The sequence below is a fragment of the Chitinophaga tropicalis genome (genome assembly GCF_009758205.1).
In the GTDB taxonomy this organism is placed as follows: Bacteria; Bacteroidota; Bacteroidia; order Chitinophagales; family Chitinophagaceae; genus Chitinophaga; species Chitinophaga tropicalis.
In genome coordinates this window covers 254,119-273,940 of the sequence record NZ_WRXN01000003.1, presented here as the reverse complement: position 1 = coordinate 273,940, position 19,822 = coordinate 254,119, and the positions used below count along the sequence as shown (strand labels likewise).

Annotated in this window: 1 protein-coding gene; it reads right to left on the bottom strand. The window is 49.5% G+C overall.

Annotated elements, in window-relative coordinates; all coding sequences use genetic code 11:
• Nucleotides 1–8 precede the first annotated feature (8 nt).
• Nucleotides 9–19,754, bottom strand: coding sequence for a non-ribosomal peptide synthase/polyketide synthase (locus GO493_RS09145; protein ID WP_157305842.1), 19,746 nt, complete (start codon nt 19,752–19,754; stop codon nt 9–11).
• Nucleotides 19,755–19,822 lie beyond the last annotated feature (68 nt).

The window sequence follows — 19,822 nt, the reverse complement described above, 5'->3', positions numbered from 1 at the left end:
TGAGTGGGTTAAAAAATCATTATATCATCATGGTCCTGGTTGCCGGAAGCCGCATCCTTCTCATTAAGGAAACTTTCCAGCTCCTGGTAGCTTATTTCATTTGAAAGGCCATAATCAGCAGGTGTAAGCTCTCTTATGCCCAATGCTTTCTGATGCAGGCAATGCGCTATCAGCAGCTCCAATGCTTTCCTGTAATTCTCTGCCAGCTTTCCTATAATGGTTTCATTATAATCCGGGGCAGAGTAATCGAAAGTGACCGAAAGTTTACCTGAGCTGACTCCATAGCTTACACTAAGCGGCGCATTTACCGGTGGATAACTGACCCTGCCTTTATATTCCGGTGCAATTGTCAGCCACCCGTTGCCATTAAGCGGATGCTCTCCTGTCTGATCTGCATTAAACAATATCCCTCCGCATGCCTTATATGACGCAGGCATAAAACAGGCTACATTGCCGGCCACATGGCGTAACTGCTCTTTTACGCTTTTTATCATTACACCGGGCTGGGATAAGGTAATATTCCGCAGTTGTACAGGGAACACAGCTGTGTGCTGCCCCGGCGAGCGACTGATATCAACACCCGTCAGCACATCCGTTCTTACAGAACGCAGCACACCTATTACCTGAGGCTCTTGCTCCCCTTCTGCTATTGCAGCAGCTAAAGCTGCCACCAGCATATCTTCAGTTACCGTATTATATACCATACCTGTCTCTTCAAGCAGTGCATGTGTTAGCTCCGCGCTAAGTCCAATGGTACATTGTCCTTGCTCACCATTACCTTCAGATCGGCTCACCGCTGCCACCTCCCGCTCTTCAGGGGCATATCCGGCCAGCGTCTTCTGCCAGCGGCGGTAAGAAGCTGTTTTCATTGGCAATACAGCCTCGTCACTGCCCAGCAACGCCTGCAGGTCTTCCAGTAATATCTTCCAGGAAACAGTGTCCATAGCCAGCGGATGAGCAGCCAGCAACAACCTGTTGTACAGGTCATGGTCCGGCGTCCGGAACAATGCTGCTTTAACAGCCGTTACAACACCAGCTCCCGTTTCACGGAATAACAGTTGCTGTGCCTGGTCAGGGTAACCCTCCGCCAGTATGAGAGGAGAAATTTCATCGGCATAGAACTGTTCTACATTTCCAGCCTCATCCCTGCTGTAAATAAAACGCAGACTGTCATGATGCTGTGCTAATTGCTGAATAGCGCTGCTCAGCCGTTCTGCAGATATCCGCTTATGAACAGATAATAATAATGGTACAGCGTACAACGGCAGCTGGTTTCTATATGCCGCCACTATCCATTTCTGCGTGGCGGTAAGCTCACATTTTCCCGCTTGCTGCTGCTGGTCCTCCAATGTATCTGCCGTATGCGCTCTGTCTTTTATAGCCTGCACTATACGGGCTATGGTCTGGTAGGTGAACAGATCACTGACCAGGATATCATGCCCAAGCCGGCGATAGCGGCTTACTACCTGTATAGTGATAATAGAATTACCGCCCAGCTCAAAGAAATTGTCCTGTACACCTATCTTCTCAAGACCCAATATATCCTGCCACACAGCTACCAGTTGCTCTTCTGCAAGGTTTCCGGGGGGCGCATAAGCCACCTGGCTTACATTGGCTATAGCTAAACCCAGTAATTGCTTCCTGTCAGTCTTCCCGTTTGCAGTAAGCGGCAAAGCCGTTAACTCCACCATTATATCCGGGATCATATAGACAGGCAAACGGTCTTTCAGCCAGCTAACAATACTATCCCTGTTAAAGGCACCAGCAGGTACTATATAAGCCTGCAAACGACGGTTCCCCATGGTATCCTGCCCTGCCAGTACCGCACATTGCTGCACATAATCACAGGTCTGCAATACACTTTCCACCTCTCCCAGCTCTACCCTGTTACCCCTGATCTTCACCTGGTCATCACGGCGGCCCAGGAACTCTATATTGCCATCAGGCAGCCAGCGGGCAATATCTCCCGTTGCATACAAACGTGCAACAGTACCATCATCAAACCGGTGCACAAAGAACCGCTCCGCTGTCAGACTTTCCCGGTTCCAGTAACCACGTGCCAGTTGTATACCGCCAATAAATAGTTCTCCTGCTACACCGGTAGCGCAAAGCTCTCTCTGCGCACCTAATATATAACAGGTGCTGTTACTGATAGGCTTACCAATAGGAGGCAAAGGCCGGGCTCTATAATCCTCTTCCGTTACTTCGTAAGATGTTACTACATGCGTTTCCGACGGACCATAATAATTCAGCAGCCTGGCATCACTTCTCAACATCAGTTCACCTATATCATCACTCAGCCTCAGTTGCTCACCTGCTGTAAATATCACTTCCAGGTGCTGCGGATAAACAGATTCCGTTGTAGCATACCCCGCAAAGTTCTTCAGTACCACATATGGTATGAATAAATGCTGTATACGGTAAGTATTCACCGCCTCCAGCAAAGCTTTCATGTCATGCCTCACAGCTTCCCTTATAAGACAGATGGTATCACCGAAACAAAGCGCTGAAAATATCTCGTTGGAGCTTACATCAAAGTTCAGGCTGGCAAACTGCAGCACATTCTTGACACCAGGCCTGCTAACCTGCTCTTCATGCCAATACATCAGGTTAGCCAGTGCTGCATGCTCCAGGGCTACACCTTTAGGCTGACCGGTAGAACCAGATGTATAGATGATATAAACCAGGTGTTCAGGCCCGCTGGTCCTTACCGGGTTAACAGATGGCTGTTCGTGGATAAGCGCCCTGTGAGATTCCAGGTTTACGATAACTGCCTCTTCACCAATACCGTCTACCAGTTGCCGATATTCTTCACTGCAGATCACCACACGGGCCCCGCTGTCCTTCACCATATAGGCAATACGCTCAGGCGGATAAGCAGGGTCCAGTGGTACATAAGCGCCACCGGCCTTCAGTATTGCCAGAACACTTATAACCATTTCTGGCGATCTTCCCACACATAACGGCACCGGGTCATCACAACCCACACCAAGACTACGCAGGTAATGCGCCAGCTGGTTCACCTCTTCATTCAATTGCCTGTAGGTAAGAGTGGTCTCTTCAAAAACCAGTGCAACCCGTTCCGGATGCTGCTCTACCCTGCCCTCAAACAGGTCTGTCACCGTCTTATCAGCCTCATATGCTGTCTCCGTTCTGTTAAACAGCTGCAACAGTTTATCCTTCTCTGCTGCATCCAGCATATCAAGCGCATATACCGGGGTTTCAGGGGCAGCTGCTATTGCTGCCAGCAACTGCCGGTAATTTGCAAACAGCTTTTCTATAGTACTTTGCTCAAACAGGTCAGAACAATAAGCAATGCCAACATGTATACCATCTTCAAATTCTGTTATGCTCATGTCTATGTCAAACCTGGATGTCAGCGTTTCATTATCTTCCTGTATCAGCGTCACTCCTTCCAGCTCTATCCGGCCTGTACCCGGCATGTTCTGCAATGTGAACAGTACCTGGAATACCGCATTCCTGCTCAGGTTCCTTTCAATGCCCAATGCTTCCACCACTTTCTCGAACGGCACTTCCTGGTGCTCATAAGCATCCAGCGTGGTCTGCTTCACCTGTTGCAGTAACTCTCTGAAGGAGCTTGCACCATTTATGTCAGAACGCAGGGCAAGCGTATTGACAAAGAAGCCCATAAGGCTCTCCAGCTCCTGCTGCTGCCGTCCGGCAATAGCCGTTCCCACACAGATATCCTGCTGACCGGTATAACGGTACAACAACACCTTAAATGCTGCCAGCATGGTCATGAAGAGTGTCACTCCCTCTTTCTGGCTTACAGACAACAGCTGCTCCTTCAGACTGCGGTCCAGCACTTTAGATATTTTACTGCCACGTATACTCTGACGGGAGGATCTTCTGTAGTCTGCCGGCAACTCCAGCGGAGTTACATCTTTCAGCTGTTGCTTCCAGTAGGCCAGTTTGCTGTTCAACACATCGCCCTCCAGGTAAGTCCGCTGCCATATCGCATAATCTGCATATTGCAGAGACCTGGAAACCAGTCGCGCAGGCCGTTTGGTCTTAAATGAATTATACAGCTCCGTCAGCTCCTTCACCAGTATGGACACAGACCAGCCGTCAAATGCTATATGATGCACCATGGTCAGTAGAACGTGCTCCGTAGCACTTCTCTTCACCAGGTATACCTTCAGTATCATATCAGCAGAAAGATCATAAGGTTGCAGTATTTCTGCGGAGAAATATTCGGCAATACTGGTCCATTGCTGCAACACCACAGCTTCATCAATGATGGTCATATTCCAGTCTTCCGCCGGCATCACGGCCTGGTAACCTATACCATTGTTATCCAGTATAACAGTTCTCAGTACCTCATGCCGTCTTACAATTTCCCTGAAAGCAGCTTCAATGAACCGGGTATCCAGCTCACCCTGCAAACTGAATACCCACGGCATATGGTATTGTACACTGCCCTGCAGCTTATCAATGAACCACAGCCTTTCCTGTGCAAAAGAAAGAGGAATATATTCCGTTCTCGGCTGTACCCTTATAGCTGGCAGCAATGCTTTCTTTTCATTTGTTTCCAGGTGTGCTGCCAGTGTGGCTATGGTTGTGTGGGTAAAGAAATCGTTCACGCTCAGCTCTTCCTGCAATCTTTTCCTGATCACAGATACCACACGGGTAGCAAGCAGTGAATGCCCTCCCAGCTCAAAAAAGTTATCGTGTATTCCTATACGTTCTATTTCCAGCAGCTCTTCCCATATGGCTGCCAGGCCCTTCTCAAGCGGAGTTCGTGGAGCAATATATGTGTCGGCCGTCAGCCCGGAGCTGTCCGGCTCCGGCAGGGCATTCTTATCAACTTTACCAGTTGTGGTGAACGGCATCTTTTCCAGCTCCATGAAAATACCCGGCACCATGTAATCAGGTAACTGTGCCTGCACATATTCTTTAACCAGCTCCCGGCTATATCCTTCTGCCGGTACTATGTATGCTACCAAACGTTTTACACCTGTCTTATCTTCATTGCCCATCACTACAGCGGCCAGTACGGCGGGTGCTTTACGCAGCACGCTTTCCACCTCTCCCGGCTCAACCCGGAAACCGCGGATCTTCAGCTGATCGTCCATCCTGCCTATATATTCCACATTTCCATCCGGCAGCCAGCGTACACGGTCACCCGTCCTGTAAACACGCGCATCCGGCTCCTCCAGGAACGGATCTGCAATGAACTTCTCCCTCGTCAGCTCCGGCAAGTGAAGGTATCCCCTTGCCAGCTGAATACCGCCAACATACAACTCCCCGCTTACACCTACCGGCACAAGCCCCCCGTTCTCATCAAGTACATAAAGCCGCGTATTGGAAACCGGCCGGCCAATAGGTATAGAGGTGGCCGTTGCTGTGTTTATATCCGGCGGACACGGGAACTCCGTTGCGGTAATAGCCGTTTCCGTCGGACCGTATTTGTTATAGAATTTTACAAGGTGCTTCCATTTTTCAAACAACCCTATGCTGCATATCTCCCCACCGGCAATAACCCTTCTTAGCCCGCCATAACTATCGGCTCTCAGGTTATTCAGGAATCCCGGCGTAGCCTGCAAATGAGTGATCCGCTGCTTTGTCAGGAAAGCTTCAAACAGGTCCTCATCTCTCCGGGTAGCATCGGGTATCAACACACAGGAAGCGCCGTTAATAAGCGGCAGGAATATCTGCTCTACAGAAGGGTCAAAACAGTAACTGTAGAACTGTAAAATACGGTCGTCTTCGAGGATGTTGAACTCGCGCGACTGATGCAACACAAAGTTCACGAGCGACCTATGCTCCAGTAACACACCCTTAGGTTTGCCCGTAGAACCGGAAGTATAAATAATATACATCAGGTCAGTATCCTCCAGCTCATTCGTCACCGGGCGCTCCGGCTGCCCGGCAATAACAGGAGAAAGTATATCTATCTCCGTTATAGTATCCAGCTTCCCTTTCCCTGCCAGCAAACCACTGCGCTGCTGCGTACTCAATGCCAGCGTGGCGCCGGTATCTTCCAGCATGTAGGCTATCCTCTCCTGCGGATATTCCGGATCTATCGGTACATAAGCCGCCCCGGCCTTGAGTATCCCTATAATGGCCACCACCATCTCCAGTGAACGGTCAAAACAGATCGGCACCAATTTTTCATTACCTATACCACGATCACGCAGGTAATTGGCCAGCTGGTTTGTTATTCTATCCAGCTCACGGTAAGTCAGCGTTGTATCTTCGAATACCAAAGCAGTATTATCCGGTGTACGGACTGCCTGCTCTTCAAACAGGTGCACCAGCGTTTTACGATGTGGCTGGGGCACAGCACTGTTGTTGAACTCAACCAGCAACTGCTGTACTTCCTCCTGCGCAAGCATTGATAATTGCCCTACCGGAGAACTGGTATTACGCACTGCCGCCCATAGCAGGTTTTCATAATGCGCCAGCAGGCGATGTATCGTTTCCGGCAGAAAGAGGTCTGCACAATACACAATGTTTATATGAATGCCCTCCTCAATTTCCGTAAGACTGAAATTAAGATCAAACCGGGAAGTAGTAATTTCATGATAGTCGGCCGCAACCTCCAGGTCGTCCAGCCTGAATTGTTCAACTTCAGGAGTGTTCTGCATCAGGAACTGTACCTGGTACACAGCATTCCTGCTCATATCACGTTCCACACCAAGCGCATCAACTACCTTTTCAAACGGCACATCCTGATGCTCATATGCCTTCAGCGTTGTTTGTTTTACCTGCTGCAACAGTTCCCTGAAGGAAATATTGCCAGTCACCTCACTGCGCAAAGCAATAGTATTGATGAAGAACCCTATCAGCCCTTCTATCTCTTTATACTGGCGCCCTGCAGATGCTGTGCCCACACAGATGTCCTGCTGACCGGTATAACGGTACAATAATACCTTAAAGGCCGTCAGCAACGTCATAAACAGGGTAGTGCCTTCTCCATGACTCAGCTTCAGCAGCTCATCACGTAATTCCCGGCTCAATACGCCCGATATCAGGTGGCCCTTTATACTCTGACGGGCGGAACGCCTGAAGTCCAGCGGCAGATTGATAGGCGCCACATCCCTCAGTTGCTCTTTCCAGTAAGCAAGTTTATTATTGAGCACCTCCCCCTGCATATAGCTCCGCTGCCAGATGGCATAATCAGCATATTGCAACACCATAGCCGGCAATACCGGCTTACGTCCCGCATGACCAGCCCTGTACAGCTCCGCCAGTTCTTTTACCAGCACAGATACAGACCATCCGTCAAAGGCAATATGGTGTATCATCACCAGCAACACATGCTCCTCGTCAGACAGGCGTATCAACTCTGCACGCAACATCATGTTGGCAGACAGGTCAAAAGGACGCTCTATCCAGGCAGCAATATATTCCTGCAATGCACCGGCGCCACCTATAGCACTGATGTCCTTACAAGGCATCTCCCACTCTTCCGCAGGCGCCAGGTACTGATACCCCACTCCATCCTTTTCCCTGATCAGCGTACGCAACACTTCATGCCGCCTTACTATTTCAACAAAAGCAGCTGTCAACGCAGCTCTATCGGGCTTCCCGGTAAGACGCAACACCCATGGTATCTGGTACTGCACACTGCCCTGCAGACGGTCTATGAACCAAAGCCTTTCCTGTGCAAAAGACAGGGGCAGATCTCCCTTTCTGGGTTGCACTGTAATAGTATGAACACTGAGCGGCTGTTCACTGCTCTCAATGAACGCAGTAAGACGGGAGATGGTCGTATGTACAAACAGGTCCTGCAGACTCAATTCCACTTTCAACCGTTTCCTGATAGCTGCTATCACTCTCACACCTAACAACGAATGCCCTCCCAGCTCAAAGAAATCATCATCCGGCCCTATATGCGCTGTTTCAAGCAGCTCCTGCCATATTTCCATAATAGTCTGTCCCGTATTGCTCACCACCACATGCTGTACCCTGGGCGCCGCCACCGGTATATCTTCCTGGGTTAACAACAGGGCACGGTCTACCTTACCATTCGCAGTAAGCGGCAGGAAAGGCAGAACATGGAAAAGCCCCGGCACCATATATTCCGGTAACCGTTGCTGCGCATATTCACGCAGCTCCTTCTGCAACAACAGGCTGATCTCTCTGAACAACGGTATATTACTTACTGCTGATCGTTCCCCAATACGGTAAGGCTCTTTTACAAAACCCTTCAACGGTACTTTTGACAGTAGTACATCCACTTTCAGCGGATCTTCATTCGGTATTAACCTGTATTCATATCCCAGCAGGGAGGCCGTTTCCAGGATACGCCTTACTTTTGCAGCCGCCTTATCTTCCCTGTTTATATATTCCCTAAGTTCATGCACAGTGTTAATACCCGGGTCATTCAGCCCTGCTGATAGCGCACTTTCTTTGTACAGGCGGAAGGCAGGCGCTCCTTTAATACCAACAATATCATCTGTGAATAAACGTGTCTGTCCCTCCTGCCACTCCATCCATTGTACCTCTTCTTCTGGTTGATCTCCGTCCACATCGAGTATCACCGTATAACGGTAAAGGGTCAGTTCATTTTCCGCTTCGCCCTGCTTCAAGCGGATATCCACATGCCTGATCCGCGGGTATATCCTTTGCAGATCATAGAAATAGTCCGGCGCAATACAAAGCTCCTCCTCATTCATCATCTCCCTTTCAAGCATCCATTCAAATTCCTTCCGGCTTACACCTCCCTGCATTTTCTCAAGCATAAGGCGGGCCTTGAACACTTTCAGCAACCTCAGGTCCCGCACATCGCCTATAATGATCCTCCCTGCTCCCGGCAGTAAGCCAATACAGTTATCAATTACTGTACTGAGATATTCAGCAGATGGGAAATACTGTATCACAGAATTCAGGATGATCGTATCTATGTTGCTTTCTTCCGGCAACCTGACTTCATGCGCAGCCCCCACAAACAACCTGGTATCAGGGTAAGTTCTGAGCTGCTTGTCAATATGCTGCCTTATACGGTTTATAGCCACAGAAGATATGTCAAAACCGGTATACTGATGAATATGAGAGGCCAGGGCATAGTAAATAAGTCCCATGCCTGTAGCTATCTCCAGCACATTACGCGGATTGGTTTCCCTTATCACCTGCGTAATATCATCCAGCCACTCACGCATCTGTATGGCAGGTATTGCCCCACCGGTAAAACTGTCGGCCCATCCCGTAATATCAAATTCCGCATCTGCTTCAGAAGCGGTCGATTTACCATACGCTGATTCATAAAGCTCCTTCCAGCTTTCTACCTGTCCAATAGCCATCTCCTGCTCCCTTGCACGCAAAGCTGCACTGTCCGGGACCAGGTAAGCTATCAGCCTGTTCATGTCCGAAGCGTCTTTCTTCGCCACAACACAGGCGGCAATAACATCAGGACTATCGTTGAGAATATTCTCTACCTCACCCGGTTCCACACGGTAACCTCTTATCTTCACCTGCTCATCAGCCCGGCCCAGGTATACTATGTTGCCATCCGGCAATCTCTTCACAATATCGCCGGTCCTGTACAACCTGGCTCCGGGCGCTTTACCCGGATGGCCCTCAATAAATCTCTCTGCTGTTAATTGAGTATTATTCAGGTAACCAACCGCTACTCCTGCTCCGCCTATATACAGCTCACCCGGCACTCCTGTTGGTGTCAGTTGCCCTGCCCCATCAAGAATATACAGGGTAACGTTATCCAGCGGTTTACCAATAGGTACAACGGTCAGCACGTCAGCAGCAGCATCCCTTGTTGTCAGCGTATAAATACTACATCCTACTGTTGCTTCCGTAGGGCCGTATTCATTAATAATTTCCACATTGCCTCCGCGAAGCAGAAAATCAATATGTCCCGTATTGAGCGCTTCTCCGCCAATAACAAATCTGCCGGTAAATGCCTGTGAAGGAATTTCCCTTAACAGCTGCAGATGCGCAGGTGTCATTTTAAGAAAGTCATAAGGCGCATTATCCCGGAATACCTGCGATCTGAATATATCTGTAATACCAGGCTCCGGGATCACCAGCAATCGTCCGCTTATCAACGGCAGGAATATAGACGTTACAGCGGCATCAAAAGTGAACGGCAGGTATAAAGCCGTTGCGGCCCCTGTAGCTCCGCTGTTCATATAACGGTGTACGCAGCTTTGCAGGTAATTGAGCAGGTTGTAGTGTGACACTATCACTCCCTTGGGCCTGCCCGTAGAACCGGAAGTATAGATCACATATGCCGGTCTGCCGGCCTTCATTGTAATGGCTGGTGTTGTAGCCGGCTGTGCGGCTATTGCTGCGCTCAGCTGACCGGGTATGATCAGCTTCACTATTTTACTTACCTCTGCCGGCAAACTGAAACCAGCGCCACACAGCATTACCGGTGCAGCAATATCTTCCAGCATCCAGGAGATACGTGATAACGGGAACTGCGGATCAACCGGCACATAGGCAGCGCCCGCCTTCCACGTTGCCAGTATGGCAACGATCAGGTCTGCACCCCGCTCCATACATACAGGCATCAATGCGCCTTCCTGCACACCGGCTGTGCGCAGATAATTTGCCAGCCGGTTTGCACGTTCATTCAGCTCCTGGTAACTCAGGCGCTCTGCTGCATCAATAATGGCCGTATTACCCGGCGCCAGTTTTACCTGCTCTTCAAATAAAGCGGTCACACTGTCAACTTCAGGTAACGCTTTATATGTGTTATTAACCTCCAGTAACAGGTGCTCTTCTTCCTGCCGGTCTAACAACGGTAACGCAGCTATTGCCGCCTGCCTGTCAGCTACCAGTCCCCGCAAAAGGTTCACATAATGCCTGAACAGATGGCGGATCGTACTATCGGTAAACAGGTCTGAGCAATATTCCACCCTGAACTCAATACCATCTTTTTGTGGCCGGAGGTCAAAGGTGAGGTCAAACTTGGAAGTATTATCTTCTGCCAGCTCGCCGGACAATACAATATTGTCCAGCTCCAGCTCAGGTACATCCGGTGTATTCTGCAATACAAACATTACCTGGATAAGCGGGTTCCCCACAACATCTCTTTTGCCGGATAATGTTTCCACTATCTTCTCAAAAGGCAGGTCCTGGTTATCATACCCCTCCAGGGTCGTTTCCTTTACCTGCTGCAGGAAATCACTGAATGGAAGAGCGCCGTCTATCTGGCTTCTTAATATCAGCGCGTTGACAAAGAATCCTATCAGCGATTCCGTTTCTTCCTGCGTACGGTTGGCAATGGCAACACCTACCCCAATATCCTGCTGACCGGTATACCGGTACAGCAATACTTTAAATGCTGCCAGCATTGTCATGAACAGGGTCGCATTTTCTTCGTGCGATAATGCCTGTAACGCCTCACCCAGTTCCTGACCTATATGGAAATAGATCGTCTTACCACGCACGCTCTGTATAGCCATTCTCGGAAAATCAGATGGCAGGTATACAGACGTCAGCCCACTCAGGCGTTTCTTCCAGTAAGCCAGCTGTTCCTCCATCACCGCTCCCCGCAGGTACTTATGCTGCCAGAGGGCATAGTCACGGTATTGTATCGCAGGTGCAGGCAACTGAAGAGGTATATGCCGGTGAAAAGCACGGTACAACGCAACAAGCTCCCGCACCATCACAGAGAGAGACCATCCATCAAACGCAATATGATGAAGCACTACTATCAGCTTGTGTTCCTGCTCCGACATCCGCAGCAGGGACACCCGTATCATATAGTCCTCTGAAAGATTAAAAGGTGCCGTGACCAATTCCTGCAGGTAAGCTTCCTGCGATGCCTCTGAATCAAAATAAAGCCCCGGCATATATTGCAGCTTCCAGTCCTCATGGCTGATAACCTGCTGGTAGGGTATCCCGTTGTTGTCCTTCAGCACCGTACGCAACGCCTCATGCCGGCGGATGATCTCGCGGAAAGTATTGTTCAGCGCATCCACATCCACCGCCCCATGCAAACGGAATACCCATGGCATATGATAAGCCACAGATCCCTGCAGTTTGTCAATTAACCACAAACGCTCCTGTGCATAAGACAACGGTATGTAACCTTCAGCCGGTTCAGGTATTATTGGCGGTAATGGCGACAAACGGCCGGCACTATCTATCTTCCGGGCCAGCAATGCAATGGTAGGCGCCAGGAACAGGTCTTTTACCCTGATCTCAGTATCCATCTTCCGGCGAATAGCAGATATCACCCTCGTAGCCAGCAACGAATGCCCTCCCAGCTCAAAGAAATTATCATGAACACCTATCCGCCTGCTGCCAAGCAGTTCCTGCCATATAGCGGCAAGATTACGCTCTGTAACAGTAACCGGAGGCTGGTAGTTATCTTTCTCTGCTATCGATGCTTCTTCCTGCGCCATAAGGAAACGGCGGTCCGTTTTCCCATTGGCGGTAAGCGGCAACTGCTGTATAGCATGAAATGCAACCGGCACCATATAGTCCGGTAACTTCATCAGCATCTCCTCCCTTATCTTCCGTTGAAACAGTATACTGATCTCTCTGAACAACGGCACATTGGCAGTAGCCGCTGCAGAAGGCGCACCGTATAACTGTTCCACAAAACCATTTGGCTCCTGCCTGTAAAAAAGCAGGTTCACTTTTAGCGGATCTTTATCCGGCATCAACCGGTAGTCATAACCACCGGCAACAGCTGCCTTCAGCAGGTCCTTTACAGCAACAGTATCATCATTCCCTGCCGCAAACAATTCCTTCAGGTCTGCCGCAACAGCCATATTATTCTTTTTCAACCCGGCATCAAGCAATCTCTCACGCCACAGACGGAACGCAGGAACGCCTTTTATTGCTACCATCTCACCCTGCAATGGGTTTTCCGGAAGCTGCTCCCATGGTATCCACTCCAGTCGTATAAGTTGCCGCTCTTCCCTGACGTGAAGCACTACGGTATAACGGTAAAGGTTTAATTCATTTTCAGCGTCCCCTTTTTTCCAGCGTATATCCACATGCGTGATCTCAGGGAATAATTCCCTGAGCTGGTAAAAATAATCCGGGGAGAAACAAAGCTCTTCTTCCATCAATACTTCCTGGTCAAGGGTCCATTGAAAGTCTTTCAGGGAAAGATGCCCCGGCGCCTTATCCAGTAATAACCGGGCCTTGAATAATTTCAGCAACCGGTTGTCACGAACGTCGCCTATAATGATACGCCCTTGTCCACTGATCAGCTGTATACTGTTTCCTATTACAGTGGTCAGGTACTCCTGCCCGGGAAAATATTGTACAATAGAATTGAGGATAATTGTATCTATATCACTATGCTCCGGCAACGTTACTTCATGCGCTGCACATACCTGCAAGGTAGTATCCGGATAAGCGTCCGGCTGTTGAGCGATATGCGTCCTCACCTGGTTAATTACAACACCGGAAAAATCAGTACCTGTATATTGGCGGATAAACGGAGCAATAGCATAATAAACAAGCCCTGTACCAGTGCCTATTTCCAGTACGCGTTCCGGCTTGTGTGACAGGACCAGCGTCCTGATATCCTCCAGCCACTCGCGCATCTGCGGGGCCGGAATAGGCTTACCGGTAAAGCTGTCATTCCAGCCGGTAATATTAAATGCAGGATCAGCTAATGCTGTATTATCTGACTGCGCATATTCAGTTTCATAAAGTTCGTTCCAGCTTTCTACATGCTTCAGGTACAACTCTTTCCCTGTTAACTTTACCACTGCGGGGTCAGGTACAAAATATGCGATCAGCCTTGGCATTCCTCCCCCATCAGTTTTCGCCACCACACTGCATGCAGCTACCATATTGCTCTCCGCCAGTATCATTTCCACTTCACCAGGCTCTATACGGTACCCCCTGATCTTCACCTGGTCATCAATCCTGCCCATGTAAACAATATTGCCATCAGGCAGCAGGCGCGCCATATCACCCGTTTTATACAGCCGCGCTCCCTCTTGTAAACTGATATGGTCCGGAATAAACTTCCTCGCAGTAAGAGCAGCGTCATTCAGGTATCCCCTGGCCACACCGGCGCCACCCACATATAATTCACCCGGTATACCGGCAGGCAGCAATTCCCCTTCAGTTCCCAGCACATAGGCCGTCCGCCCCTCAAGCGGCTTTCCGATAGGAATAATATTCGTATGCCTGCCCGGTATGATCTGGTAGGTAAGAGAGAAGGTAGTGTTCTCCGTTGGCCCATACCCGTTAATGATCTGCAGATGGGGATATTCCCCCTGTAATCTCATTACATGATCTTCAGATAACTTTTCGCCACCGGCTACAACCGTCTGCAGGTTCCGGAAAATAGAAATGTCCCAGTCCACCAGCTGATTGAACCAGCTGGCAGTAAACCAGATCCTGTTAACCTGCTGACCACTGATAAGCGCCTTCAGCAATTCATTTTCCAGCAGCACATCACGTGCCGCAAAGATCAGTTTACCACCATGCAGCAGCATGCCCCAGTATTCAAATGTAGTGGCATCAAAAGAAGGTGCACCGGTAGAAAGTAATACATCTCCCGGCTGGAAATTCACAAAAGTAGTTCCCTTCACAAGGCTCACCACGTTACCATGAGTCACCATCACACCTTTAGGCTGCCCTGTCGATCCCGAAGTATACATCACATAAGCCAACGCAGAAGGTATTATATCTGCATCCGGGGCTGTTACTGAGCATTGGGCTATCTGCTCCCGTTCATCACCGATATTGATCACCGTTATACCCTGCTCTGCTGCAATACCGGAAAGACGTATACTCTCCGTGTTACAGATCACAAACCGGGCATTCGTATCACGAAGTATGTATGCTGTGCGCTCCTGCGGATTGTCAGTATCCACCGGTACATACACAGCGCCAGCTTTCAGGATAGCAATAATGCTGACAATAAGATCTGCTGAACGGTCAATATACACCGGTATCATTTCCTCCCTGCCAACACCCTTTTGCAACAGGTAGTCAGCCAGTTGACTGGTCTTTTCATCCAGCTCCCGGTAGGTAAAACTACTATCACCGTAAGCTACAGCAACATTATCCGGCCAGTTAAGAACAGCGGCTTTGAATGATGCGTGAATGGATGTAACAGCAGGAATTGTAACGTGCTGTGCACGCAGCATTGCCTGCTCGTCAACTGTCGCAAACAATACCTTATCTGCCTGTATATCCGGGTTTGCCACCACAGCTTCCAGCAGCTGACTATAATGACGGATAAAACGCTCAATAGTACCCGCCTCAAAAAGGTCTGCACAATACCTGAATTTCAGCGTAAGACCTGTCGCCGTCTCCTTAAGATCAAATACAAAATCAAATACCGCTGTATCATCTTCCAGCGGAGCGCCCGTTAATAGCACACCATCCATTGCAGTTGCCGGTATATCAGGCGTATTCTGCAATGCAAACATGATATTGAACAACGGGTTGGCATCTGCCTCCCTTTTGCCGGCAATGGCCTCCACTACCTTTTCAAACGGCGCATCCTGGTTTTCGTAAGCTTCCAGGGTGATAGCCTCTACCTGCCGCAACAGCTCCCGGAAAGAAACCCCTCCCGTTACTTCACTACGCAATGTCAGCGTGTTCACAAAGAAACCGGCCAGCCCTTCCAGCACAGATTGCCGGCGACCAGCAATCGCGGTGCCTATACAGATATCTGTCCTCCGCGTATAACGGTATAAGAGTATCTTGAAAGCCGTAAGCAGGGTCATGAACAGTGTCACGCCTTCCTGGCGGGAAAGCGCCAGCAACCGCTCACCCAGCGTTACATCAAAGTTGTGATGAATAATATGCCCCCTTCTGCTTTGCACCAGCGGCCGCGGATAATCTGTGTCCAGTTTAACCGGGCTCACATCCCGTAATTTCCCTTTCCAGTATTGCAGCTGCCTGGCCATTACAGCTCCCTCCAGGTATTTTCTCTGCCAGCAGGCATAATCGGCATATTGCACCGGCAAAGCAGGAAGCACTGCATTCCCGTTATACAGGAAGCCATTGTACAATGCTGTCAGCTCCGTCATCAGGATAGGTAGCGACCAGCCATCAGCAGCAATATGATGAATAACCACCAGCAATACATGTTCCTCTGTCCCTGTTAACAGCGTAGCCCTCAGCAGGTAATCTGCTGACAGGTTAAAAGGCCTTCCGGCCCTCTCTTTCAGCCAGCCAGTTAATAAGTCATTATCCGGAAGTTCAGCATACGTTACTGTTTCCAGCTCCCAGCTTTCACTGCTCCTGGTCTCCTGGTATCCTATACCATCTGCCTCACTGATCACCGTACGCAACACTTCATGCCGGTCCAGTATAGCCCTGAATGCCTTCTCCAGGGAAGCAGCGTCCACAGTGCCCCGCAAACGGAACACCGAAGGCATATGGTACTGCGTACTGCCCTGAAGCTTATCAATAAACCAGAGACGCTCCTGCGCAAATGACAGGGGCACCCTGCCCTCCAGGGTATGAGGCGTTACATCTGGCAGGAGGCTACGCGCGTCAGTGGTTTGCAGCAGCGTTGTGATGCCGGAGATTGTGGGATGCAGGAAAATATCTCTTACAGAAAGCTCCGCATCAGCTTCTTTCCTGATGGCAGATACCAACCTGGTAACAAGCAGGGAATGCCCGCCCAGGTGAAAGAAATTGTCATGAATACCTATCTCCTTATTCACCTGTAGTATACGCTGCCATATAACAGCCAGCTTCCGTTCCAGCTCGCTACGCGGAGCAACATATTCTCCCTGTGCTATCCGCGTCACATCCGGTACCGGCAACGCTTTCTTATCGATCTTACCGTTTACTGTCAGCGGAAGCTGATCAATAGTAATAATAAACGCCGGTAACATGTATTCCGGCAACTGCTGCCGCAGGAATATGTTTACTTCCTCCTGCTCAAATGCCGGCGCGGCTACCACATAGGCCACCAGCCGGGTATTACCGGCATCATCCCTGTCTGCGATCACTATAGCCTGCGCCACACCAGGCGCTCCCTGTAAAACATTTTCTACCTCTCCGGGCTCTATCCTGTACCCCCTTATCTTCACCTGTTCATCAAGCCTGCCAATATATTCTATATCCCCGTTGGGAAGTCGCCTGGCAAGGTCGCCTGACCTGTACAGTTTTCCCGGGGCAAAAGGATTGTCAATGAATTTTTCTGCAGTCAATGCCTCCTGGTTCAGATAACCCAGGGCCACTCCATCTCCTCCCACACAAAGCTCCCCTGTCACATTTATGGGAACAGGCCTTTGATAGCTGTCCAGTACATAACACTGCGTTGTCGGAATAGGCAGCCCTATGTTGCTGATCTTTTCCCTGATCAGTGCTGCATCTACCTTCTTAAAAGTAGCATGCACGGTAACTTCCGTAATACCATACATGTTGATCAGCTCACAATCCGGATACTGCTCATGCCATGCCTCCAGCTTACCCGGGCTCAGCGCCTCTCCGCCAAAAATGACATACCTGATATAATGAGGTGATGCCTGCTTCAGCATTGCTTCCTGCAGATTATAAAAAGCAGAAGGCGTCTGGTTCAGTACAGTAACCCGCTTATCAAGCAGCAACTCTCCGAAAGCAAAAGCATCTACAGCAATATGCTTATCTATAATGATCGCCGTTGCGCCGCAACAAAGCGGACTAAACAGCTCCCATACAGAGAAATCAAAACTGAAGGAATGAAATACGGCCCACACATCCGCTTCTCTAAAATCAAAAAGCGGTTTATCCGTTTTAAGAAGACGTACAATATTCCGGTGAGAAATTAACACTCCCTTTGGTTTACCTGTAGATCCGGATGTATAAATGATGTATGCAGGATCTTCAGGGCTCACAGAAGAGGCAGGATCTTCTGCCAATGCTGCTGCGATCTTCTCCCTGTGTGCATGTATATTAATGACCTGTACACCGGCCCTCGCCGTATAATCTGCATCAGTGATGATCAGCGCTGCATTTGTGTCTGCAAAGATATAACCTGCCCTTTCTTCCGGCAGGTCTGATTCCAGCGGAACATACGTTCCCCCCGCTTTCAGCACTCCAAGGAAGGCCACTACCATCTCCACGGATCGCGTCATATATACCGGTATGGCTTGCGCCTTCTGAATACCATGTACCAGCAGGTAATGCGCCAGCCGGTTAGCCTGCGCATTTAATTCTTTATATGTCACTGTCCTGCCATTATGAGATATGGCTGTATTGTCGGGCGTTGCCTGTACCTGCTCTTCAAAAAGTGTTATCAGGGTTTTATCTGAGGGATAGGTCGCCTCCGCTGCATTACAGGTAACGGTCAGCCACGTACGCTCTTCCGCAGCAAGCATCTCCATCTTTCCTATCTGCGTTTGTCTTGCCCTTGCAATAACCTCCAGCAGGTTCTCATAGTGGCGCAGCATCCGCTCTATCGTTTCCTGTTTAAAGATGTCGCGGCAATAAACCAGCTCCAGTTTCAGCCCTCCGGCGGTTACGGTAACATTCAGCTCCATATCAAATTTGGTACTGATGTCTGTAGTGCGCAGCATGGTCAGCGGAATACCATCCAGCGCATCTATCCCGGTCTGCTGCTCCTGCTGCATTGCAAACACTATCTGGAAAATACTGTTACGGCTCATATCCCTTTCTGCGCCAATCACCTCCACCACTTTCTCAAACGGCGCATCCTGGTTATCAAAAGCTTCCAGCGTTGTTTGCTTTATGCTCTTCAGCAGTTGCAGAAACGTTTCTTTCGGATCAACCCTGTTCCGCAATGCCAGCGTATTGACAAAGAAACCTATCAGCCCCTCCGTATCTTTCTGCCTGCGTCCCGCCACAGGAGTACCTATACAGATATCCGCCTGGCCCGAGTAACGATGCAGCAATACCTTAAAGGCAGTAAGCAGCGTCATGAAGTAAGTAACGCCTTCCTCTCTGGATAACTTTTGCAACGCCTCATTCAACCGGCTATTTATTACATATTCAACAACACTTCCCCTCACACTCTGTACAGGCGGCCTGGGATAATCTCCCGGCAGTTCCAGCGGTGCCAGTCCGCTGAGCTTGTCTTTCCAGAAATCCAGGCTGGATGCCAGCTGCCGGTTGTCAGGATGCTGCCTTTGCCACGTGGCATAGCCGGCGTATTGAATATTCAGCGCCGGCAGTACAGCAGGTACCTGGTGCACAAACTGCCTGTAGAATGCCTGCAGCTCATTTACCAGTATAGATACAGACCATCCGTCAAACGCAATATGATGCACCACCAGCAACAGTATATAACTATCCGCCGTTTCCCTGACCAGTGTCACACGCAGCATCCTGTCCCTCTGCAGATCAAAAGGGACCTGTACCTGCTCACGGATAAATCCTTCAACAGTATTACCCTCTTCTGCCTCATAAAACCCCATTTTCCAGTCTTCATATCCGAGAAGCCGCTGATAACCTATACCATCCTCTTCAAGCACTACTGTACGCAATACCTCATGCCTGCGCACAATCTCCCTGAATGCTTTTTCCAGGGCAGCAACGTCCGGCGTGCCATGCAACCGGAATACCCAGGGCATATGATATTGCACACTGCCCTGCAGCTTGTCAATAAACCACAACCGCTCCTGTGCATAAGAAAGACGCACCGGCGTTGAGCCGCTGATATCCGCATGTGGAATATGATCTTTTGATACGGGCAGATCTCCGCCATGCAACAGCAGGAACGACTTAATTGCAGATTTCCACTCGTCTATCAGCTGCCATAGCTCAGGCTCAATCTTTACATCTTTGGGTATCCTGATCCTGAGCTTGTCTTCTTCAATAAAAAAGCTGATACCATTCTGCCTGGCTTTATCCAGGATGCTTTCAATTATCTGGGTGTTCATGAAACGAAGAATTAGAAAACGGGGTATAATAGATAATGGGCTAACTACCTGTAACGGTCAGTAATGGG

What these genes read in the sequence shown, in the direction of transcription:
- GO493_RS09145 (WP_157305842.1), bottom strand. Translation starts at nt 19,754, where the DNA reads ATGAACACCCAGATAATTGAAAGCATCCTGGATAAAGCCAGGCAGAAT.